The sequence below is a fragment of the Nocardia sp. NPDC055050 genome (assembly GCF_053608345.1).
Genome location: NZ_JBSGVG010000029.1, coordinates 54,980 through 75,309, shown reverse-complemented (window position 1 = coordinate 75,309; position 20,330 = coordinate 54,980). Strand labels below are relative to the sequence as shown.

Here is a 20,330-nt window from a genome sequence, read left to right as displayed (position 1 = left end):
GCAGTCAGTCCAGGGCGCGGTGGACGAAGGCGATCGCGTCGGCGTCGTCGAGCCCGAGCCGCCGGACCGTGGTCACATAGTCGACGGCGGCGCGGCTGGCGATATCGCGGGTGGGGTCGCCGGAGGAGGCGATGAAAGAGCCTTGGCGGCCACGGGTTTCGAGCACGCCGTCGGACTCCAGTTCGCGGTAGGCGCGGGCGACGGTGTTGGGGGCGATGCCGAGATCGGCGGCCAGCGCGCGGACCGTGGGGATCTTGGTGCCCGCGGGGAGGGTGCCCGCGCGGACCTGTTCGATCACGGCCATGCGCAGCTGCTCGTAGGGCGGCTGCGAGGAATCGGTGGACAGCTCGACGTGGAACACGATGCTCACACCTCGTCTCGGGACAGCGGGCAGGACATACAGCGCGGACCGCCGCGGCCGGAGCCCAGCTCCGAACCGCTGATGGTGACCACCTCGATACCCGCCTCGGTCAGGCGCGAGTTGGTCATCTCGTTGCGTTCGTAGGCCACGACCACGCCGGGCGCGAGGGCGAGGGTGTTGTTGCCGTCGTCCCACTGTTCGCGTTCGGCGTCGGGCCCCTCGCGGCCGGTGTCGATCACACGCAGCTTCGGAATGCCCATCGCCGCGGCGGCGGCGGGCAGGAACGGTTCGGGTCCGGTGATGCTGATGCGCTCGAGGTCACCGCGTCCCGAGAAGCCGTCCTCGCGGCGGATGGTGAACGCCTCCAACGATTTCCGCACGCCCGGATACATCACCACCGCGTCGGTGTCGACCATGGTGCAGACGGTGTCGAGGTGCATGGTGGCCCGGTTCTGCGCGATCGGCACCACCAGTACGGTGTGCGCGAGCTCGTCGTCGAACAGGCTGCGCGCCAGCGCTTCCGCGCCCGCGGGGGTCGTTCGCTCGCCGACACCCACGGCGACAACACCTTTGGCGAGCAGCAGCACATCGCCGCCTTCGATCGGCGCGGTGTGTGACTCGTAGGCCCGGCGCACGCCGAGGAAACGTGGATGGAACGCGTAGACGAGGTCGGTGATGGAGGTCTCGCGGCTGCGGGCGGGCAGGGCCAGCGAGGTGATCGCGACCTTCGGGCCGACCCAGAACGAGGAATCGCGGGTGAACAGCAGATTCGGGAGCGGATCGACGACGAAATCGCCGCCGTGGTGCATGCGCCGCACCAGCGAGGTGGCGTCGGGGCCGAACGGCAGCTCGTCGAAGGTCATTCCGGCCATCAGGATGTCGGCGAGCGCGGGGGCGTCGAATTTGCGCAGTTCGGCGGCGAGCTGGTCGGCCAGGCCGTGGCCGAGCCTGCGCGCGTCGACTGCCGCCGAGATGCCCTGGATCCTGGCTGCCCCACTGGCGCTGAGGGTTTCGGTCAGCAGGTCTGCCAGTAACAGCACCTCTACGCCGCGCTCGCGCAGTACGGTGGCGAAGGCGTCGTGTTCGGCTTGTGCGCGCTCGACCCAGGGGATGCCGTCGAACAGCAGCTGATCGTTGTTGCTCGGGGTGAGTCGGCGTAGTTCTGCGCCGGGGCGGTGCAGCAGCACCGTCCGTAGCTGGCCGACCTCGGAGGTGACGGTCAGGCGCGAGTCGGGGGCGGTTCCCATCTGCAAACCGTAATGCGAGGACCGCGTGTCTGCGAGCTGCAACGCGCTGGGTTCGGCCGCGGCTGCTCGTCGGTGACCGCCGCTCGGGCGCGTGTTCCGCCCATTTTTCGTACACGACACGAATACCTGAAGTATTGTTTAGGTGGTAGTGGGAGGAGCTATAGATGACGATGGCCGATTGGCAAACGAAGGAGCTGACCCCCGGGCAGCTATCCGATCGTAGTGGAGTTGCAGTGTCCGCGTTGCACTTCTACGAACGCGAAGGTCTCATATCGAGCCGTCGAACCAGTGGCAATCAACGTCGATATTCTCGCGAGACCTTGCGCCGGGTCGCCTTCATCCGTATCTCGCAGCGGGTCGGTATCCCACTCAGTGAGATTCGCTCGGCCTTGGACCGGCTCCCCGAGGGGCGCACCCCGACTCGTCGCGACTGGGAGAACCTGTCGACCACCTGGCGCGAGGATCTCGACGACCGCATCACCCAGCTCGTGCGCCTGCGCGACAACCTGACCGGCTGCATCGGCTGCGGCTGCCTGTCGCTCGGCTCGTGCAAACTCGTCAACGAGCACGACCGGCTCGGTGCGGAGGGTCCTGGTGCGCGCGTGCTCGATGTCCAGGTGAACTGCCCGCCGAAATCCGGCTGCGTATAGCTCTTGTCGGACGCCTCGGGCATCATCGCGGGTATGACTTCTCTGGATGCCAAGGCGAAGACTCTGCTCGAACTGCACCGTCCGGGAAATCCGGTGGTGCTGCCGACCGTCTGGGACGCCTGGTCGGCGAATGTCGCTGTGGCGGCTGGTTTTTCGGGCCTGACCATGGGCAGCCACCCGGTCGCCGACTCGATCGGCCGCGCCGACGGTGAGGGAATGAGTTTCGACGAACTCCTGGCCCGCGTCACCCAGGTCACCGCCTCGGTCGAGGTCCCGGTCTCGGTCGACATCGAATCCGGCTACGGCCTCGAACCGCTGCAACTGATCGACGGCCTGCTCGCCGCGGGCGCTGTCGGCCTCAATATCGAGGACACGGTGCACAGCGAGGGCAAGCGTCTGCGTTCGCCCGCCGAACACGCCGACCTGGTCCGCGGCCTGCGCGAAGCCGCCGACGCGGCGGGCGTGCACGTCGTGGTCAACGCCCGCACCGACCTGTTCGTGCGTCAGGACGGCGACGAGGCCGACCGCCTCGACCGTGCCATCGCCCGCCTGACCCTGGCTGCCGAAGCGGGTGCCGACGTTCTCTACCCGGTGGGCAAGCACGCCGACGCCGACCTGCGCCGGCTCACCACCGAGCTGCCGCTGCCGGTCAACGCGATCGGCCAACCGGGTAGCCCGGCCAAGGACTACTTCGCCGGCCTCGGCGTCGCTCGCATCAGCTTCGGCCCGTTCCTTCAGGCCGCATTGGGCGCCGAGGCGACCAACCTGCTGGCTGCCTGGAAATAGCCGCTAGGCCTTACCTTCGACCTCCGCGGCGACGCCGTTGAGGATCAGTTCCAGGCCGAAGACGAAGTCGCCGTCCGCCGGATCGTCGGGCGGCGACTGGAACAGCGGTGAGGCGAACAGCGCGGCCGCCTGCGGGAGCGTGTGGGGATCGACCAGCCGGGCCAGCGCCGCGCCGTAGTGCTGGTTGACGTCGGCCTCGTCCAGGCCGGTGCCCTGCCTGGCGTCCGTCAATTGCTGGGTGAGCAGACTCGATTGCCGCACATGCATGTCCACCAGCATCACGATGCCCACTTTTGTCGCCCAATCGAGCTCGGTCGCGGCGAGGGCGCGCAGCGCGGCGTCCAGCCAACCGATCGCGTGGGGTCCACGCGGTGGTCCGCTGATCGGCAGTTGCGCGTGCCACGGGTGCGCGAGTAGGACCGCGCGAAGGGCGTGCGCCCATCGGCGCAGTCCGGTGCGCCACTGTCCGGGTTCGGAACTGATGTCCGGTGCGGGGCCGAGTGCGAGATCGGACATCAACTCGAACAGTTCGTTCTTCGAGCCGACGTGGCGATAGAGCGCCATCTTCGTGAAGCCGAGGGTCGAGGCGACTTCGGCCAGGGTCACCGCCCCGATGCCGCGCCGGTCGGCCAGCTCCACCGCGGCGCGCACGACGCGCTCGACGTCGAGCTCCGCCGGTCGGCCGAGCCGCGCTCGATCCGGTAGTCGCCAGAGTCTGCTCAGGTCGGCGGGCACCGGCTCGTCGGTCATCGCGGAGACTTCCTCCTGGGTTCGGGCAGCGTCGGTCGGCTGCGGGCACATACTATCCACGCGATTACTATCCTTGAGATAGTATCCCAGGGATAATTAGTGCTGCCGCTATCCGAGAGGTTGGCAACCGCATGACCGATCAACTGGTCGCCCCCAGACCGCGAGTGCGCGACGTCGACGCGCTGCGCGGCTTCGCGCTCTTCGGCATCTTCGTCGTCAACATCACCTTCATGGCCTCGGGATATCCCGGCAATCTGGTCATCGATCCCGCCTTCACCTCGCCCCTCGACGACGCTGTGCGCGGCCTGTCGTCGGTGTTCGTCGACATGAAGTTCTATGTGCTGTTCTCGTTCCTGTTCGGCTACAGCTTCACGTTGCAGATGGAATCGGCGGCCGCCGCCGCAGTGGCCTTCGAACCGCGCATGCTGCGCCGGATCGCGGGGCTGTTCGTGCTCGGCGTGCTGCACATCGTCTTCCTGTACGGCGGCGACGTACTGACCACCTACGCACTGGCCTGCCTGGTGCTGTTCTGGATGCGGCGATGCCGGGATCGGACGGCGCTGCGGGTGGCCGCCGCGTTGTACGGCGTCGTGCTGGCGAGCCTGCTGCTGAGTGGGCTTTTCCTCGACACCGCGAGCTTCTTGCCCGCGCCGGAGGTGGCGCACGCGAACGCCGAACAGGCCACCTCGGCGATGCTGGGCGGCTGGGGCGACATCATCGGCCAGCACCTCGACGGATTGGTGTTGCTGATCCTGCAGGCGGTCAGTCTGCAGGGCCCCACCGCGCTGGCGATGTTCCTGCTCGGCATGGTCGCGGGTCGCCGGCAACTGTTCGCGCGGGTCCGCGGCGACGAACCGATCCTGCGGCGAATCCAGTGGGTCGGCTTTCCGGTGGGACTGGCGGGCAGCACGGTGTACACGCTCGGCGGGGGTACCGGGCACACGCTCGCGGTCGCCGTCAGCGTCGCCACCGCACCGTTGCTCGCTGCCGCCTACGTCGCGACGTTGCTGCGCTCGATGCACAGTCCGCGCACCGCGTGGATCCGCTCGGCGCTCGCGCCCGCGGGACGGATCGCGTTGACCAACTACCTGGGGCAGTCCGCGATCGGCCTGGTGATCTTCACCGGCGTCGGATTCGGTGCGGCCGGCAGCTTGTCGCCGTTGGCGACGATGGGACTGGCACTACTCGTTTTCGTGGCGCAACTCTGGGTGAGCGCGCTGTGGTTGCGCCGGCATCGATACGGCCCCGCCGAATGGATCCTGCGATGGGTGACCATCGGTCGCAGACCGGCCTGGCGAACGCTGCCGACCGCGGTGGGCTGAGGTACCCGGCGATTCCGAACGGTGGCGCACCGCGAAAGGCCGTGCGCCACCGTTCGTTCGACTATTCCTTGGGCTCGACGTAGCGCGGGAAGATCGGCTCCGGCGCGGGCAGGTCGAGACCGGGAACCAGGGGAGTGGCGATGTCGGCGAAGGTGCGGCCTTCCTGGGCGAGCAGGTCCAGGATCTTGGCCGCGGAGCCCGGCATCACCGGTTGGACCAGGATGGCGACGATGCGGACCACCTCGAGGGTGACGTAGAGGACCGTCGCCATGCGGGCCAGGTCTTCTGCGGTGCCCGACTTGCGCAGTGCCCAGGGGGCGTTGGCGGAGAAGTAGCGATTGGTTTCGCCGAGGGTGAGCCAGATGGCTTCCAGGGCGAGGTGCATCTGCTGGACGTCGAACTCGGCGCGGCATTTGGCGAGCAGCCCGTTCGCGCGGTCGAGCAGCGCACGGTCTTCGTCGGTGAACTCGCCGGGCGTGGGGGACTTGGCGTCGCAGTTCTTGTTGACCATGGTCAGGCTGCGCTGGACCAGGTTGCCGAACTCGTTGGCCAGGTCGGCGTTGATGCGGCCCGCGATGGCGTCGTTGCTGTAGCTGCCGTCCTGGCCGTAGGAGATCTCGCGCAGCAGGAAGAACCGCACCTGGTCGAGGCCGTAGGTGGACACCAGCGAGAGCGGGTCGACGACATTGCCCGTCGACTTCGACATCTTCTCGCCCTTGTTGTACAAGAACCCGTGCACGAACACCCGGTCGGGGAGTGCGATCCCGGCCGACATCAGGAACGCGGGCCAGTACACCGTGTGGAACTTGGTGATGTCCTTGCCGATGATGTGCAGGTTGGCGGGCCAGAACTTCTCGAACGCGGCGGAGTCGGTGTTCGGAAAGCCCACGCCGGTCAAGTAATTGGTGAGCGCGTCGACCCACACGTACATCACGTGGTCGGGCGCGCCGGGGACCGGAACACCCCAGTCGAAGGTGGTGCGGGAGATCGACAGGTCCTTCAGCCCGGACTTGACGTAGCTGACGATCTCGTTGCGCCGCGTCGAGGGTGCGATGAATTCGGGCCGCTCCTCGTAGAGGGCGAGGAGCTTGTCCTGATACTCCGAGAGCTTGAAGAAGTAGTTCGACTCCTCGGACCAGGTGACCGGGGTCTTGGTCTCGGTGGACTCGCGGGTGCCGTCGGCGAGGAGGGTGGTCTCGTCCTCGTTGTAGAAGGCCTCGTCGCGCACCGAGTACCAACCCGAGTAGTTGTCGAGGTAGATGTCGCCATTGGCGAGCATCCGTTCCCAGATGGCGACGCTCGCGGCCATGTGGTCGTCATCGGTGGTGCGGATGAAGCGGTCGAACGAGATGTCGAGCGCCTTGTCCATCGCCTCGAAGACGTCGGAATTGCGGGCCGCGAGCTCCTGCACCGGGATGCCTTCGGTGGCGGCGGTCTGCTGCATCTTCTGACCGTGCTCGTCGGTGCCGGTCATGAAGAACACGTCGTAACCGTCGAGTCGCTTGAAGCGGGCGATCGCGTCGGTGGAGATGTACTCGTACGCGTGGCCCATATGCGGCACACCGTTGGGGTACGCGATGGCCGTCGTGACGTAGAAGGCGGGCGCCTCGGCGCCTTCGGCTGCACTCATGATGGGCACTACTCTAATCCGGGTGGCAAACACGAATCGTCCGGCTCCGCCTGTTCCGCCGCCGCTCGCGCCCCTGATCGACGCGCATACCCACCTCGATGCCTGTGGCGCAACCGATGCCGCGTCGACCGCGGCCATCGTCGACCGGGCCGCCTCGGCCGGTGTCGGGCACGTGGTGACCGTCGCCGACGATCTCGCCGCCGCGCAGTGGGCCGTGCGGGCCGCGAACTGGGATCCGCGGGTGTACGCCGCTGTCGCGTTGCATCCCACACGGGCCAACGCCCTCGACGACACGGCGAAGGCCGAGCTCGAGCACCTCGCCACCGACCCGCGCGTGGTCGCGGTCGGTGAGACCGGTCTCGACTACTACTGGCCGGGCAAGCTCGACGGCTGCGCCGACATCGAAACCCAGATCGAGGGTTTCCGCTGGCACATCGACCTGGCCAAACGCGTGCGCAAACCGCTGATGATCCACAACCGCGAAGCCGACCACGACCTGCTCACGGTGCTGCTCGACGAGGGTGCGCCGGACACGGTGATCTTCCACTGCTTCTCCTCGGACGCCACGATGGCCGAGGCGTGTGTGGCGGAGGGGTACGTGCTGAGCTTCTCGGGCACGGTGAGTTTCAAGAACGCGCACGAATTGCGCGAGGCCGCCAAGCTGGTGCCCGACGACCAGATCCTGGTGGAAACCGATGCGCCGTATCTGACACCGCACCCGTATCGCGGTGCGCCGAACGAGTCGTACTGCCTGCCGTACACCGTCCGCGCGCTCGCCGAAGTGCGGGAACAGGACCCGCAGACGCTGGCCGAGATCACCACCGCCAACGCGCGCAGGCTGTATCGGATTCGGTAGTCCGTTTCGCCGGATCGACAGGGGGCTGGACATTAAACGTGAGTCGGCTCACATTCCTTCGCTGACATCGTTATCTACCAGCGCGGTCTATATCGAATTGTGATCTACGATCCCGCTGTTCGGGCGGCCTGGTGTTGTCTACCGCGCACCGCGTCGTTATCGTCCTGTAATCATGTCAGCTTTTGCGCGGATCAACTCGTCACGTTCACCGCTGCTGTTCGCAGCGGTGGCGGCCATGCTGCTGATTCTTCTCGTCGGCGCCTCGCTGGCCATCGTGAACCACAAGACGGTCGCGATCGTCATCGACGGCGAACGGACCGAGCTCTCGACGATGTCGCGCGACGTGCGCGCCATCCTGGCCGACGCGGGCTACGAGATCGCCGAACACGACGAGGTGATCCCCGCCGCGAGCGCCAAGGTCGGCGACGGCGCCACCATCACCTTCAACCGGGGCCGCGAGATCACCGTCACCGTCGACGGTGTCGAGCGCAAGGTGTGGACCACCGGCACCACCGCGGGCGACGCGCTGGCATCGATGCAGATCCCGTCCGACACCCACGTGTTGCCCTCGCGCACCGAGAAACTGCCCCTCGCGGGTGCGGCGCTGAGTGTGTACACCCCGCGCACCATCGCGCTGGTCGACGGTGGCGCAGCCCCGGTCGATGTGCGCCTCGCCGCCGCGACCATCGGTGAATTCCTCACGGCCGCGGGCGTTCCCTTGAAAGACGAGGACTTCACCGAGCCCGCCGCCACGACCCCCCTCGCCGAGGGCATGCAGGTCGTCGTCACCCGGCAGCGCACCGAACAGCGCACCGAGACCCTGCCGCTCGATCCCACCGAAACGGTGATCGAGGACGTGACCATGAACATGAGCCGCACCGTGGTGGAGAACCCGGGGATGCCCGGTCTGCACGAGGCGACGTTCGCGGTGAAGATGGTGAACGGCGTCGAAGCCTCACGCGTGCAGGTGCATTCGAATGTGATCACGCCCGCGCAGAACAAGACGATCCGCAAGGGCGCCAAGCCGGGGACCGAGGTTCCGCCGGTGCGTGACGGTGCGGTGTGGGATGCGCTGGCCAAGTGTGAGTCGACGGGGAACTGGGCGATCAACACCGGCAACGGGTACTACGGCGGCATCCAGTTCGATCAGAGCACCTGGGAACGCCAGGGTGGCTTGAAGTACGCACCGCGCGCCGACCTGGCCAGCCGCGAAGAGCAGATCGCGATCGCCGAGGTGACGCGGGCCCGTCAGGGCTGGGGTGCCTGGCCCGCGTGCACCGGACGCCTGGGAATCAGCTGATTTCGCAAGAACAGTAGGTAACTCCCTGCCACCTCCACTCCGGCGTGGGGCCGAGAACTGGCACTCGGGCTCCGGGCGACACGCTGGACACGCGCAGGGGCGGAACAGCCCAGCCTGTTAGCGTGCTCTCGTTTCGCCGGGTCTGCTGTGCTCGTGCGGCGGGGTCGGGTCGGTGACGAGTCGACGGGTGGTTGTGATGCGTAGGGTTTCGGCCTGGTGGCGTTCGGTGGCCGCGGCGGTTCTGTCGGCAGGGGTCGGGGTGTGTGTGCCGCTGCCGGTGGCGCATGCGCAGGCTCCGGGGACTGTTATCGCGGTTGTTCCGCAGGGGGATGGATTCCACGGGATGTCGGGGGCTCAGGTCATCGACTACTGGACGCGCGGGGTGGGCGGTGTGTCGCAGCCCGCCAGCGGTGCGCTGTATTTGCCGAGTGGTGTTGCGCCTGCGGGTGGTTGGCCTGTTGTCACTTATGACCACGGGACTACCGGGCTCGGGGCGGGGTGTGGGGGGCAGTCGGATCCGGCGGGGGCGCCGTGGCCGGAATCGCAAGTGGGGCAGGATGTTTTCCTGCGGTATCTGGTGTCGAAAGGGTTCGCTGTCGTCGCGCCGGATTATCTGGGGCTCGGTAGGTTCGATACCGGTCCGCATCCGTATCTCGGGATCGACACCGAGGCCACTGCCACCATCGACATGCTCCGGGCCGCGCATTCTGTGCGCGATGATCTCTCGCCGGTGTGGGTGGCGACGGGGATGTCGCAGGGTGGGCAGGCGGCGCTCGGCACTGCGCACCGGCAGGCGAGTTACGCGCCGGAGCTGGACTTCCGCGGGACCATCGCGATCGACCCGGAATCGGACGTGGAGAAGGTGGCCACGCTGCTCGGGCCGGGCAATCCCGATCGCCTCAGCGGCGGGATTCTGGGGTTCTCGGCCAGCATCCTGGCCGGACTGCGCGCTGCGCGCCCGGACGCGCAGGTCGACAGCTATCTCAGCCCGCTCGGCCGCCAGGTCCTCGACGAGATCGGCGCCCTGTGCTCGGACGCCATCGACGACCGGGTCGCTGATCTGACGCTGGGCGCGATGCTCAGCCGCTCCCTCGGCGACGAGCCGCTGCGGTCGGTGATGGCCGACTACATGACCGTGCCGACCAGCGGTTACGACGCGCCGATCCTGCTGCTGGTCAACGCCACCGACCGCACGGTGCCCTCGCCACTGCACGCGGCACTGGCCGCCCAGTTCACCGCGGGCGGCGTGAACTACACACCGGTGGTCGGGACGGGCAGTCACTGCGAGCTGAATCCCGCGATGTGGTCCGCGATCGATGAGTTCCTCGCCCGGGTGCGCTGATCGCCTGCCGCTCTCCGGCACTGCCCATCGGTCTGCATGGATGTCGGTTGATCCAGGGCCCGGCCCGCCCTGATCTGTACACTCGTCCAAGATCGTGATCGCCTGGTAGGGAGACTGAGTTGTGCTGAACAACCCGATTCGCGCGACCTTCGTCGCCACGCTGGTCGCGAGTGCGCTGACCGCTGCCGGATTCGCTCCGGCCGCCGCGGAGGCGCCCGGTTCGCTCATCTCGGTGCAGGCCGAACCCGCGGGCTGGCACGGGCTCGACCGTGGCTCGTCGGTCGAGTACTGGATGACCGACTCGGCCGGCGTCCAGCGCCCGGCCAGCGGCGCGATGTTCCTGCCCGAAGGTGACGCACCGGTCGGCGGCTGGCCGATCCTGGCATACGACCACGGCACCTCGGGCTCCGGCCCGGGTTGCGGTGGTCAGGCCGATCCGGAGAGCGCGCCCTTCCAGCAGCAGCGCGGGGGGGAGGACCGGCTGCTGAAGCGGTTCGTCGACCAGGGCTTCGCCGTCGTCGCGCCCGATTACCTCGGCCTCGGCCGATTCGACACCGGCCCGCACCCGTACCTCGAGGTGCGCAGCGAGGCAACTGCGACGATCGATCTGGTCCGTGCTGCGCGCGCCGCCAACCACGACCTCTCGCGCACCTGGAGCGTGCTCGGCGTTTCACAGGGTGGTCACGCGGCGCTGAGCGCGGCGCACGTGCAGGCTGAGTACGCCCCTGAGCTCGACTTCCGTGGTGTCGCCGCGATCGACCCAGCCTCGGACGTGGAGAAGATCCTGCCGTTCGTCAGCCCGACGACGCCGATGGTGCCGGGGCTTTCCAGCGCCACCACCTCGTTCATCGTCAGCATCCTGGCCGGTCTGCGCGCCACTGACCCCGCGCTCGACATCGACTCCTACCTGACTCCGCGCGGCAAGGAAATTGTCGACGCCGCGGGCAGCCAGTGCCTGGACGAGATCCTTGCGTCGACCAAGGGCGTCACCTCCGCCGACCTGCTGGCCCGCCCGCTCGCTCCGCTGCGCGATCCGCTCGCGGCCTACATGATGCTGCCGACCAGTGGTTACGATGCCCCGATCCTGTTGTCCATGAACGTCGCCGACATGGTCGTGCCGTCGCCGCTGCACGCGGCGCTGGTCGCCCAGTTCGCGGCCAACGGCGTCGACCAGCAGGTGGTCCTCGGCAACGGCCAGCACGGCTCGGTCTCGCCCGAGCAGCTCGCCGCCATCGACGGTTTCCTCGCGCGCGTCAACGCGGCCCCGACACAGCGCTGAGCTGCCCGATCAACGAGGTTGGTAGGTTCTAGCAGTGTCCGAACCAGAGAATTCCGCTCGAGGTAGCCGTGCCGCCTTGCTCGGTCCCGCCGAGGTGCGGACCCTGGCCGAGCGTTTCGGCGTCCGACCCACCAAGCAGCTCGGACAGAATTTCGTGCACGACGGCAATACCGTGCGGCGCATCGTGTCCGCGGCGGGTGTCGGCGCGGGTGACACCGTGCTCGAGGTCGGCCCGGGTCTCGGCTCGCTGACGTTGGCGCTGCTCGACGTGGTCGACCAGGTGGTCGCCGTCGAAATCGACCCCGTGCTCGCGAACTATCTGCCCGAAACCGTCGCTGATCGCGCGCCGGGCCTGGTCGAGCGTCTGCGCGTGGTCGAGGCAGACGCGCTGCGGGTGCGTCCGGAGCAGTTGCCCGCCGTACCGACCGCGCTGGTGGCGAACCTGCCGTACAACGTGGCCGTGCCGGTGCTGTTGCACCTGCTCGCGACGTTGCCCAGCATCATGGTGTCGCTGGTGATGGTCCAGGCGGAAGTGGCCGACCGGCTTGCCGCCGAGCCGGGGAACCGGGTGTACGGGGTGCCGAGCGTCAAGGCGGGTTTCTTCGGAAAGGTCCGGCGGGCCGGTCACGTGGGGACGCAGGTCTTCTGGCCGGTGCCGCGCGTCGAATCGGGTCTGGTGCGGATCGACCGATACGCCGAAGCGCCGTGGCCGATGGACGACGCGCATCGCAGGCGGGTGTTCGAGGTGATCGACGCGGCGTTCGCGCAGCGGCGGAAGACGTTGCGGGCGGCGCTGTCCGGGTGGGCGGGCTCGCCTGCCGAGGCCGAGCGCCGACTCGTCGCCGCCGGGATCGATCCGACGGCACGGGGCGAGACCCTGGAGACGTCGGCGTTCGTCCGGTTGGCTGCGACGACCTGATCGGCGCGAGCGGTACGCCCGTGCGGCGAATCGTGGGCTCCCGCAGGAGAACCCGCAGTACACCGGCCGTTCACCGGCGCGGGTTGTGGTGCCCCTGTGAAAGCAATTGTGGACAACCGGTTTTCGCGGCACTCGGAGTTGATCATGATCGGCGGGTGGCGCTCCCGGTGGAACCCGGAAATTTGTGTCGCACCACGTCCGGGGAAAGATGTGGATGACGTTGTGGATGATTCGTGACGCGTCCTGACGTGGGTGAACCCACGGTGAACGGGGGCGTTGTCGCGAACCGGGTCGATGCTGGGCGAGCTGGACGCGCGCGGCGCCTGCTCGCCCAGCACAGGTGGAGTCAGGCGCTCAGCGCGTAGCCCGCTTCGTCGACCGCGGCGGCGACATCGGCGTCGGCCAGTTCGCCCGAGCTGTCGACGCGAACGAGGCCGCTGGCGAGGTCGACCTCCACGCCGGTGACGCCATCGATCTTGCCGATCTCCTGCTTGACCGAGCTCACGCAGTGTCCGCAGGTCATCCCCGTGACGGTGTAGGTGGTGGTGGCCATGGCCGGCTCCTTCGCTCTTCCAACATACGGTCCAGGGGTATGTCCCCGACACGAACGAACATACCCCCCAAGGGTACCTGGCGCAACCCCTCGGCCGAGTGCCGGGCATTCGGCGTGCGTACTAGTCGGTGGAACCTATTACGCTGGGGAATCGTGCTGTCAGTTGTGCCCAGCCCGGTCGTCGTGCGAGCTCCGTCGAAGGTGAACCTGCATCTCGGAGTCGCTGATCTGCGCCCGGACGGATACCACGACCTGACCACCGTGTTCCAAGCATTGTCCCTCGCCGACGACCTCCGTCTGGCCCCCTCGGCCTCGCTTTCCGTGCGGGTGAGCGGCGAAGGCGCCGCCGAGGTGCCCACCGACCGCACCAACCTGGTCTGGAAGGCCGCGGTCCGCCTGGCGCATCTGGCGGGCCGTGCCCCGCTGGTCGAGATCGCGATCACCAAAGGCATCCCGGTGGCCGGTGGTATGGCGGGCGGCAGCGCCGACGCGGCCGCGACCCTGGTCGGGCTGAACGAGCTGTGGGACCTCGGCCTGACCCGTGAGGAACTGTCCACGATCGCCGCCGAACTCGGCAGCGACGTCCCGTTCTCCCTGCACGGCGGCACCGCACTGGGCACCGGCCGCGGCGAACGCCTGCTTCCGGTGCTGTCGCGCAACACCTTTCACTGGGTCCTCGCGCTGGCCAAGGACGGTCTGTCCACCCCCTCGGTCTTTCGCGAACTCGACCGGCTACGCGCCGAAGGGGAGCCGCCGCGCCTCGGTGATCCCCAGCAACTCATGCAGGCACTGGCCGCCGGCGACCCGCACACCCTCGCGCCGCTACTCGGCAACGACCTCCAAGCCGCGGCACTCTCCCTGAAACCGGAACTACGCCGCACGCTGCGCGCGGGCGTCGGCGCGGGCGCCCTGGCCGGGCTGGTCTCGGGGTCGGGGCCCACGTGCGCGTTCCTCTGCGAATCGGAGGAGGCCGCGATCGGTGTCGCCGCGGAGCTGGCAGGCGCGGGCGTGTGCCGCAGCGTGCGCACGGCCACCGGTCCTGTTCAGGGCGCCCGCGTGCTCGATACCGAGGCGCACTCCAAACGCTGACGACCACCAGCTGAGTCCGGCCGCCGCGGTGCCGGTCAGAGCGACCGGCGGCGTCCACTATGATCGCAATCAACAGATCTCGCACGAACATGGGTAATTCACCGGGAACGGGCCAACTGGTCCAGCAATCCCCCCGTCGGACGCCGACGCACCGCAACCCCGCACCTATGTCTGGCCTGAAGTCGCGGAGAGGCGGCAATGCCCAACCTGATCAACCTGGAACAGGTCTCCAAGAGCTTCGGCGTCAAGCCGTTGCTGGATGACGTCTCCCTCGGAATTCACGCGGGGGAACGGATCGGGGTGGTGGGCCTCAACGGTGGCGGTAAGACCACGCTGCTCGAGGTCCTGACCGGACTGGAGCCGCCCGACAAGGGCCGGGTGAGCCGAGTGGGCGGGCTGCGGATGGCCGTGGTCACCCAGCGCGGCGTGCTGCCCGAGGGCGCCAGCATCGGTTCGATCGTGTTCGCCGGGCTGTCCGACGACCTGTCGACCGCCGACATCGCCGACCACCAGTGGGCCGCCGACTCGCGCGTGCGCTCGATCCTCGAAGGCATCGGCATCGCCGATCTGGGCCTGGACACCCTCGTCACGAACCTCTCCGGTGGCGAACGCCGCCGCGTCGCCCTGGCGGCGGCGCTGGTGCGCGACCTGGACCTGCTGGTCCTCGACGAGCCGACCAACCACCTCGACATCGAGGGTGTGCAGTGGCTGGCCGAACACCTGGTCGCCCGGCGCACCGCGCTCGTCGTCGTGACCCACGACCGCTGGTTCCTCGACACCGTCGCCAACCGCACCTGGGAGGTCGTCGGCGGCAAGGTGGAGACCTACGAGGGCGGCTACGGCGACTGGATCTTCGCCCGCGCCGAACGCGCACGTCAGGCCGACGCCTCGGAGTCGCGCAGACAGAACCTGGCACGCAAGGAGCTGGCCTGGCTGCGGCGCGGCGCCAAGGCCCGCACCTCCAAGCCGCGCTATCGCGTCGAGGCCGCCGAGGCACTGATCGCCGATGTGCCCGCGCCGCGCGACTCGGTCTCGCTGGCCGCGTTCGCCCGCAAGCGCCTGGGCCGCGTGGTGATCGAACTCGAGGATGCCGCCCTCACCACCCCCGACGGCCGGGTGCTGGTCGACGACCTCACCTGGCGACTCGCGCCGGGCGAGCGGGTCGGCCTGGTCGGTGTGAACGGGTCGGGCAAGACCACGCTGCTGCGCGCGCTGGCCGGGGAGACCGAACCCGCCAAGGGCAAGCGGATCCAGGGCCAGACCGTGCAGATCGGCTGGCTGCGGCAGGAACTCGACGACCTGCCCACCGATATGCGGGTGCTGGAGGCCGTGCAGCAGGTCGCACAGCGAATCATGCTCGGCGACAAGGAGATCTCGGCCGGTCAGCTCGCCGAACGGCTCGGTTTCACCCCGGCCCGCCAGCGCACCCCGGTCGGTGACCTCTCCGGTGGTGAACGCCGTCGCCTGCAGCTCACCCGCATCCTGATGGCCGAACCGAACGTGCTGCTGCTCGACGAGCCGACCAACGACCTCGACATCGACACCCTGCAGCAGCTCGAGGATCTGCTCGACAACTGGGCGGGCACGCTGGTGGTCATCAGTCACGACCGCTACCTGGTCGAGCGCATCTGTGACTCCACCTGGGCCCTGTTCGGCGACGGCAAACTCACCAACCTGCCCGGCGGCATCGATTCCTATCTCGCCAAGCGCGCCACCATGGCAGGCAACGCCAAGCCGCTCACCGCGAAGACCGGTGGCACCTCGACGGATTCGTCCGACCGCCGCGCCGCCCGCAAGGAACTGTCGAAGGTCGAACGCAGCATCGCCAAACTCGACGAGCGCGAACAGAAACTCCATGCCGCCCTCGCCGACGCCGCGACAGACCCGGACAAGCTGGTCAAGCTGGGAGCCGAGCTGAAGGAAGTCGTCGCCGAAAAAGAAGCGGCAGAAGAGCGCTGGATGGAATTGGCAGAAGCCGCCGACCAGTGATCTCGCACGCACATGGGTAACTCCCGGGGTACGGGCTGACTCGGCGGGAGTCCTGCTGTCAGCCGCCGACGCTCCGTGACCGCGCACTCGAGTCCGGCCCGAAGTCGCGGGGAGGCGGACCAGTGGTTTCGCGGCCGTCGTTGATGACGACCGGTAAACACGTCTGGACGAAGTCGGCGCCGAATTCGGTGAGCAGGATGCTGCGGTAGCTCACCTTCGTACCGAAACCGGGGCGCTTCAACGCCTCCCGCACCTGCTCCTGGGCCTCGATGACCTGGTAGCGGTGCGGGTTGCCGACGGGTTCGCGGGTGGACTCGATGAGCCCGAGCCTGCGCAGGTTGGGCAGGTACTGCGGCACCCGGTTCGGAAACCGCAGGCCGGCGTGGTCGCCCAGCATCGTCAGTCCACTGATCAACCGCTCGCCACCGAACGCCCGTTGCCGCCCGGTGCGCACATCGATGGCGGGCTGCGGCCCGTCGACGTGCAGGAAGCGCAGGATCCGTGCCTCGTCCGGCGTGATCTCGGCGAGAATCCCGGGATAGGCCGGATGGGTGTCGGGCTGTGCGGCGGTGGTGCTGGCGGACAGGCGCAGCAGTTCGGCGCCCTGCTCACGCAGAGTCGGCGTGCCGTCCTCGCGGTGGTGTTCGGCGCCCGTCGGCAGGCCGAGGGCGTGCCGGAGCCGGTCGCGCACTTCGGTTTCCGCTTCGGCGAGCACCTCGTTGGGCGGGTTGCCCGCCATGCTGCCGCGCAACACCGTGACGGTCACCCCGAGCGCGGTGTCCAGGGTCCACAGCGTCATTCCCGAGGCGGCGGTCAGCGCGACGCGCGCCACCCCGGTCGCAGCCCGAACCGTGCGCACCGGTGAGACGGGCAGCAGGCCACGCCTGTCGTGGGATACCTCGAGCGGCGGTACCGATCGTCGCACCATGTCGGTGGACGGGGTCCCGTCGTCTACATCCATGTCGTCGCTACTCCTGTTCCGAAGACCAGGATGTGAGCGTATCCGGCGAGCAGTCCCAGCGCGCCGCCATGGACAAAAAGCAACCATTCGTCCTGTTTGATCGCCGAGCGCAGCATGTCCACGAAGTCATGGGGAGAAAGTGCGGACATTTGCCGGGCGATGTAATCGTTGACCTGCCTGCTCTGCTGAGCATTGAACGCGGGGTCGGCGAACGCCATGGGCGCGATCGTCATGGCTTGCGTGGTGAGAGTTGTTTGCAGCGAGTCGTATTCGCGGCTGCCGAGCATGAATTTCACCGCGGGCCGCGCGGGCCCGAGCGCACGGTCGGCGGCCGGACGCAGGGTGTCCTCGAGCATCTGCAGGGTCCGGTCCGAGCGCGGTCCGTTGAGCAGTTCGTCGCCGATGTTGGCCACCGTGACGACCTCGGTGGACACCAATGCCGCGTAACCCGCGGTGATTTCGGGCTGGCGCTTGATCAGCAAACCCTGCCGCCACGGGCACCACCACTTCGGTGTGGCGGGCGCGAAGATCATGTTGATCCCGATCCAGTTCACCACCCAGCCGATGATGATCCCGCCGACCGGCAGCACGACCAGCGCCGAGAGCCCGGTGGTGTGCAGTGCCAGCACCAGCAGCAGGCCGCAGGGTGCGCCGAAGTAGAAGCCGAAGTTCTGCATGAACCGAAGCTCTTTGGCGCCGAGCACCTGGAACAGCTGGTTGAGCAATTGGGGTCGGGCCTGGAAGTAGCGGATCACCATCTGCTTCACATCGAGGAGTTGATCGATATTGGCGCCGAGTTCCATGGTGAGGTCGCGCAGGATCTCCGGCAGTTGCGAACGCACCCGCTGATGGATCATCTCCCTGACTTGAACAGGCAGGTTGTACCAGAGCTGGGGATGTTCGCGGCGCAAGATCACCTCGACGATGTCGCGGATCTGCGCGTCGGCCACCTCGGCCAGATGTTCGGCCAGCTTCTCCGGGTCGAGCTCGCGATAGAAGTCGGCGACGCTGCCCAGCTTGGACAGGCCCTTGTCGACCGCGATGCTGGCCATCTTGTCGGCACGCGAGGGCACGATGCCCTGCCAGCCGATCCGGCCGTCATAGCTGAGCAGCGGCAATACCTGGATCCGCTTGGGTAGATAAGGGAAGACCGCGCGCAGACCGGGCAGTCGGAATCCGTGGAATTTGATCGGCTGGAACAGCATGAGAATGCCGGACCAGTTGGTTATGTAACCGATAATTCCTGTGAAAAGAGGAATGGTCAGAATTTCTAGCAGGAGTGTCGGGTGTAACCCGAACACACTCTCCAACACGACACGCCCTCCTGCCGATACCCGGTGACCACCGCCTCACCGAGAACCAAAAATTTATCACCCCCGCGGCGAGGTGACCCTACTGTGAGATGAGGAACTGGGTCCATTCGTCGTGTGTCAGGCCACAGGGTAGTGTCTGAGACATCAGTCACAGAACCTGTCCCGAATGACGTACTCGTCTTGGCGAGTCGGACACAATGACCACCACCACCTTTCGTGACAGACCACAAATACCGTGCAGAGGGGACGCGCGGTAGGTGGTGGCACTGTTCACATGGCGAGACTTCGGAGTAGGACGTGACAGACGACAGGACCGGACAGGACCTGGCCCGTGCCGGTACCCGCGCCGTCGAGCGCAGCTCGGACGTCGAGCAGCGACAGATCAGTAATGAAGCACGGCTGATCCGTGGCGTCTTCCGCGCCGCCGGATTGGCCGCCGGTACCGCGGTGCGCGGCAGCCAATGGGCTGTCGGCACCACCTACGAGGTCACCAAGGAGCTGGCGCAGGCGGCGCTGGACGGCGAATCCTCCGCCGATATCGCCGAGCGCACCGGCAATGCCCTGCGCTCCATCGCGCGCAGCGCACTCGGCGTCACCGAGGGGTCGGTGCGCGAGATCGTCAGCTATGTGCCGACGCCGAACGGCTCGTCGCAGCAGGCCATCACCGTCGGCCCGTACCTGCGCTCGGCCACTACCGATGACCTGCGGCGACGCGGCGACGCGCTGTTGGCCCGCTCGGCCGACGTGTACTTCACCGAGGACGTGCACCCGGCCTACGACCGCATCCTCGACGAGGTCGCTCCCGACGAGGCCCGCATCCTGCGATTCATGGCCCTCAACGGTCCGCAACCCTCGGTCGACGTGCGCACCAACCGCCCGCTCGGTATCGGCTCGGAGCTGGTGCAGGGCGACCTCACCTCGGTCCCCGAACAGGCGGGCGTGCGCTACCCGGACCGCGCTCGGTCCTACCTGATCAATCTCAACCGCCTCGGCCTCACGCTCACCTCCGACGATCCGGTGGTGCTGAGCCGGTACATGGTGCTGGAAGTGCAGCCCGTCGTGGAACACGCGCTCAAGAAGGCGGGCCGCGCGCCCAAGATCGTGCGCAAGAGCCTGCGTCTGTCGGAATTCGGCGAGGATTTCTGCCGCACCTGCTTCACCATCGGGTAGCTCAGACAGCCGGGCCGGCCGGCGCCGGAGGTCACACTCCGGTTTCGGCAGTGATAGCGATCTGATACAGAACGGGCGGCGAGCCGTTTCTGGTGGGATCGTGGAGAAATGGAGCAGGGCCCGGAATCACCGAACGTGCACGTCGACGAACCTGTCGCGGCCGCATGGGCAGGGCCTGCGCCGGTGCTGCCCGGCGAGGACGAGCCGTTGGTCGCCGGGGCGGACTCGGGGGAGGCATGGATGGTGACAGCGCCGTCGGACGACGACGAACAGCCCGCACCCATCGAGCGCCCGCCGGACGACCCCGACGATCGCATCGCGATCGGCAGGCTGAAATACCGCTATCTGCGCAGCCTGGACACCAAGTCGTGGGACGAGTTCGCCGATACCCTGGTCCCCGAGGCGACCGCCACCTATAGCGAGTATCTGCAGTTCGAGTCGCGCGAGGCCTTCCTGGCCTTCCTGCGCAACACCCTCGGACCGCACGTGATCACCGAGCATCGCTGCGACCACCCCGAGATCGATGTCGACGGCGACACCGCCTCCGGCACCTGGTACCTGGCCGACACGGTGATCATTCCCGAACACAACATGTGTCTGCGCGGTGCCGCCTTCTATACCGACAGCTATGTGCGCTGCGAGGACGGGCACTGGCGCATCTCGCACACCGGATACGAGCGCACCTACGAAGTAGTGCTCTCGCTCAGCGATCTACCCAGCCTGCGGCTCACCGCGAGCCGCTGGGGAATGATCGCCCAGGAGAACCACATCTCCTCGGTGGAACGCAATCCCGGGCCTGCCGCCTGAACCTCC

General features: G+C 67.7%; 19 protein-coding genes. 12 read left to right on the top strand and 7 right to left on the bottom strand.

Features of this window, described 5'->3' with window-relative positions:
* Nucleotides 1–4: 4 nt before the first annotated feature.
* Both ACWGCN_RS25805 and arcA read right to left on the bottom strand, forming a co-directional pair.
* Nucleotides 5–370 carry a GntR family transcriptional regulator gene (locus ACWGCN_RS25805; protein WP_378993225.1) on the bottom strand — a complete coding sequence of 122 codons (366 nt, stop codon included), beginning with the start codon at nucleotides 368–370 and terminating at the stop codon, nucleotides 5–7.
* Entirely contained in the window at nucleotides 367–1,608 is a 1,242-nt protein-coding gene (arcA, locus tag ACWGCN_RS25800) for an arginine deiminase (RefSeq protein ID WP_378663679.1), read from the bottom strand. Before arcA ends, ACWGCN_RS25805 begins: the two co-directional genes overlap by 4 nt.
* A 164-nt stretch (nucleotides 1,609–1,772) precedes the next feature.
* Here arcA and soxR point away from each other — a divergent pair, with 164 nt between their 5' ends.
* Both soxR and ACWGCN_RS25790 read left to right on the top strand, forming a co-directional pair.
* Nucleotides 1,773–2,258: a redox-sensitive transcriptional activator SoxR gene (gene soxR / locus ACWGCN_RS25795; protein WP_101465780.1), complete on the top strand. Its 486-nt coding sequence runs from the start codon at nucleotides 1,773–1,775 to the stop codon at nucleotides 2,256–2,258.
* Between the two features lie 33 nt (nucleotides 2,259–2,291).
* Entirely contained in the window at nucleotides 2,292–3,044 is a 753-nt protein-coding gene (locus tag ACWGCN_RS25790) for an isocitrate lyase/PEP mutase family protein (RefSeq protein ID WP_379312055.1), read from the top strand.
* A gap of 3 nt (nucleotides 3,045–3,047) precedes the next feature.
* Here ACWGCN_RS25790 and ACWGCN_RS25785 read toward each other — a convergent pair whose 3' ends face one another.
* A complete protein-coding gene (locus ACWGCN_RS25785) occupies nucleotides 3,048–3,845 on the bottom strand; it encodes a TetR/AcrR family transcriptional regulator (RefSeq protein ID WP_452458775.1) in 798 nt (265 codons plus the stop codon).
* A gap of 80 nt (nucleotides 3,846–3,925) precedes the next feature.
* Between ACWGCN_RS25785 and ACWGCN_RS25780 the strand changes: the two genes are divergently transcribed.
* Nucleotides 3,926–5,116 (top strand): DUF418 domain-containing protein, encoded by a 1,191-nt coding sequence (locus ACWGCN_RS25780; protein ID WP_452458763.1) that lies wholly within the window; start codon nucleotides 3,926–3,928, stop codon nucleotides 5,114–5,116.
* A gap of 61 nt (nucleotides 5,117–5,177) precedes the next feature.
* On the opposite strand, the gene metG is transcribed toward ACWGCN_RS25780, so the two are convergent.
* Nucleotides 5,178–6,746 carry a methionine--tRNA ligase gene (metG, locus tag ACWGCN_RS25775; RefSeq protein ID WP_452458762.1) on the bottom strand — a complete coding sequence of 523 codons (1,569 nt, stop codon included), beginning with the start codon at nucleotides 6,744–6,746 and terminating at the stop codon, nucleotides 5,178–5,180.
* Between the two features lies 1 nt (nucleotide 6,747).
* Here metG and ACWGCN_RS25770 point away from each other — a divergent pair, with 1 nt between their 5' ends.
* The 5 genes from ACWGCN_RS25770 to rsmA all read left to right on the top strand — a co-directional run bounded on the left by ACWGCN_RS25770 (nucleotide 6,748) and on the right by rsmA (nucleotide 12,442).
* Nucleotides 6,748–7,602 (top strand): TatD family hydrolase, encoded by an 855-nt coding sequence (locus tag ACWGCN_RS25770; RefSeq protein WP_378993215.1) that lies wholly within the window; start codon nucleotides 6,748–6,750, stop codon nucleotides 7,600–7,602.
* A 172-nt stretch (nucleotides 7,603–7,774) separates the two neighbouring features.
* Nucleotides 7,775–8,902 carry a transglycosylase family protein gene (locus ACWGCN_RS25765; RefSeq protein ID WP_378993213.1) on the top strand — a complete coding sequence of 376 codons (1,128 nt, stop codon included), beginning with the start codon at nucleotides 7,775–7,777 and terminating at the stop codon, nucleotides 8,900–8,902.
* Nucleotides 8,903–9,098: 196 nt separating this feature from the next.
* A complete protein-coding gene (locus ACWGCN_RS25760) occupies nucleotides 9,099–10,244 on the top strand; it encodes an alpha/beta fold hydrolase (RefSeq protein WP_452458761.1) in 1,146 nt (381 codons plus the stop codon).
* A gap of 124 nt (nucleotides 10,245–10,368) precedes the next feature.
* Complete coding sequence (locus tag ACWGCN_RS25755; RefSeq protein WP_452458774.1) at nucleotides 10,369–11,523, top strand: alpha/beta fold hydrolase; 1,155 nt, start codon at nucleotides 10,369–10,371, stop codon at nucleotides 11,521–11,523.
* Between the two features lie 34 nt (nucleotides 11,524–11,557).
* Entirely contained in the window at nucleotides 11,558–12,442 is an 885-nt protein-coding gene (gene rsmA / locus ACWGCN_RS25750; RefSeq protein ID WP_378993208.1) for a 16S rRNA (adenine(1518)-N(6)/adenine(1519)-N(6))-dimethyltransferase RsmA, read from the top strand.
* 346 nt (nucleotides 12,443–12,788) lie between these two features.
* Here rsmA and ACWGCN_RS25745 read toward each other — a convergent pair whose 3' ends face one another.
* Nucleotides 12,789–12,995 (bottom strand): heavy-metal-associated domain-containing protein, encoded by a 207-nt coding sequence (locus ACWGCN_RS25745; protein ID WP_378993206.1) that lies wholly within the window; start codon nucleotides 12,993–12,995, stop codon nucleotides 12,789–12,791.
* Between the two features lie 153 nt (nucleotides 12,996–13,148).
* On the opposite strand from ACWGCN_RS25745, the gene ACWGCN_RS25740 reads away from it, so the two are divergent.
* Nucleotides 13,149–14,084, top strand: coding sequence for a 4-(cytidine 5'-diphospho)-2-C-methyl-D-erythritol kinase (locus tag ACWGCN_RS25740; protein ID WP_378993204.1), 936 nt, complete (start codon nucleotides 13,149–13,151; stop codon nucleotides 14,082–14,084).
* Nucleotides 14,085–14,282: 198 nt separating this feature from the next.
* A complete protein-coding gene (locus ACWGCN_RS25735; protein WP_378993202.1) occupies nucleotides 14,283–16,073 on the top strand; it encodes an ABC-F family ATP-binding cassette domain-containing protein in 1,791 nt (596 codons plus the stop codon).
* Nucleotides 16,074–16,131: 58 nt separating this feature from the next.
* Here the strand turns inward: ACWGCN_RS25735 and ACWGCN_RS25730 are convergent, their stop codons facing one another.
* The gene (locus tag ACWGCN_RS25730) at nucleotides 16,132–17,034 is read right to left on the bottom strand and encodes an Abi-alpha family protein (RefSeq protein WP_379312871.1); all 903 of its coding nucleotides are present in this window, start codon (nucleotides 17,032–17,034) and stop codon (nucleotides 16,132–16,134) included.
* Nucleotides 17,025–18,239: a hypothetical protein gene (locus tag ACWGCN_RS25725; RefSeq protein ID WP_378636028.1), complete on the bottom strand. Its 1,215-nt coding sequence runs from the start codon at nucleotides 18,237–18,239 to the stop codon at nucleotides 17,025–17,027. Before ACWGCN_RS25725 ends, ACWGCN_RS25730 begins: the two co-directional genes overlap by 10 nt.
* Nucleotides 18,240–18,644: 405 nt before the next feature.
* On the opposite strand from ACWGCN_RS25725, the gene ACWGCN_RS25720 reads away from it, so the two are divergent.
* Both ACWGCN_RS25720 and ACWGCN_RS25715 read left to right on the top strand, forming a co-directional pair.
* Nucleotides 18,645–19,517, top strand: a complete 873-nt coding sequence (locus ACWGCN_RS25720) for an Abi-alpha family protein (RefSeq protein ID WP_378993200.1) — start codon at nucleotides 18,645–18,647, stop codon at nucleotides 19,515–19,517.
* A gap of 240 nt (nucleotides 19,518–19,757) precedes the next feature.
* Nucleotides 19,758–20,324 (top strand): nuclear transport factor 2 family protein, encoded by a 567-nt coding sequence (locus ACWGCN_RS25715; protein ID WP_387445897.1) that lies wholly within the window; start codon nucleotides 19,758–19,760, stop codon nucleotides 20,322–20,324.
* The last annotated feature ends 6 nt before the right edge of the window (nucleotides 20,325–20,330 follow it).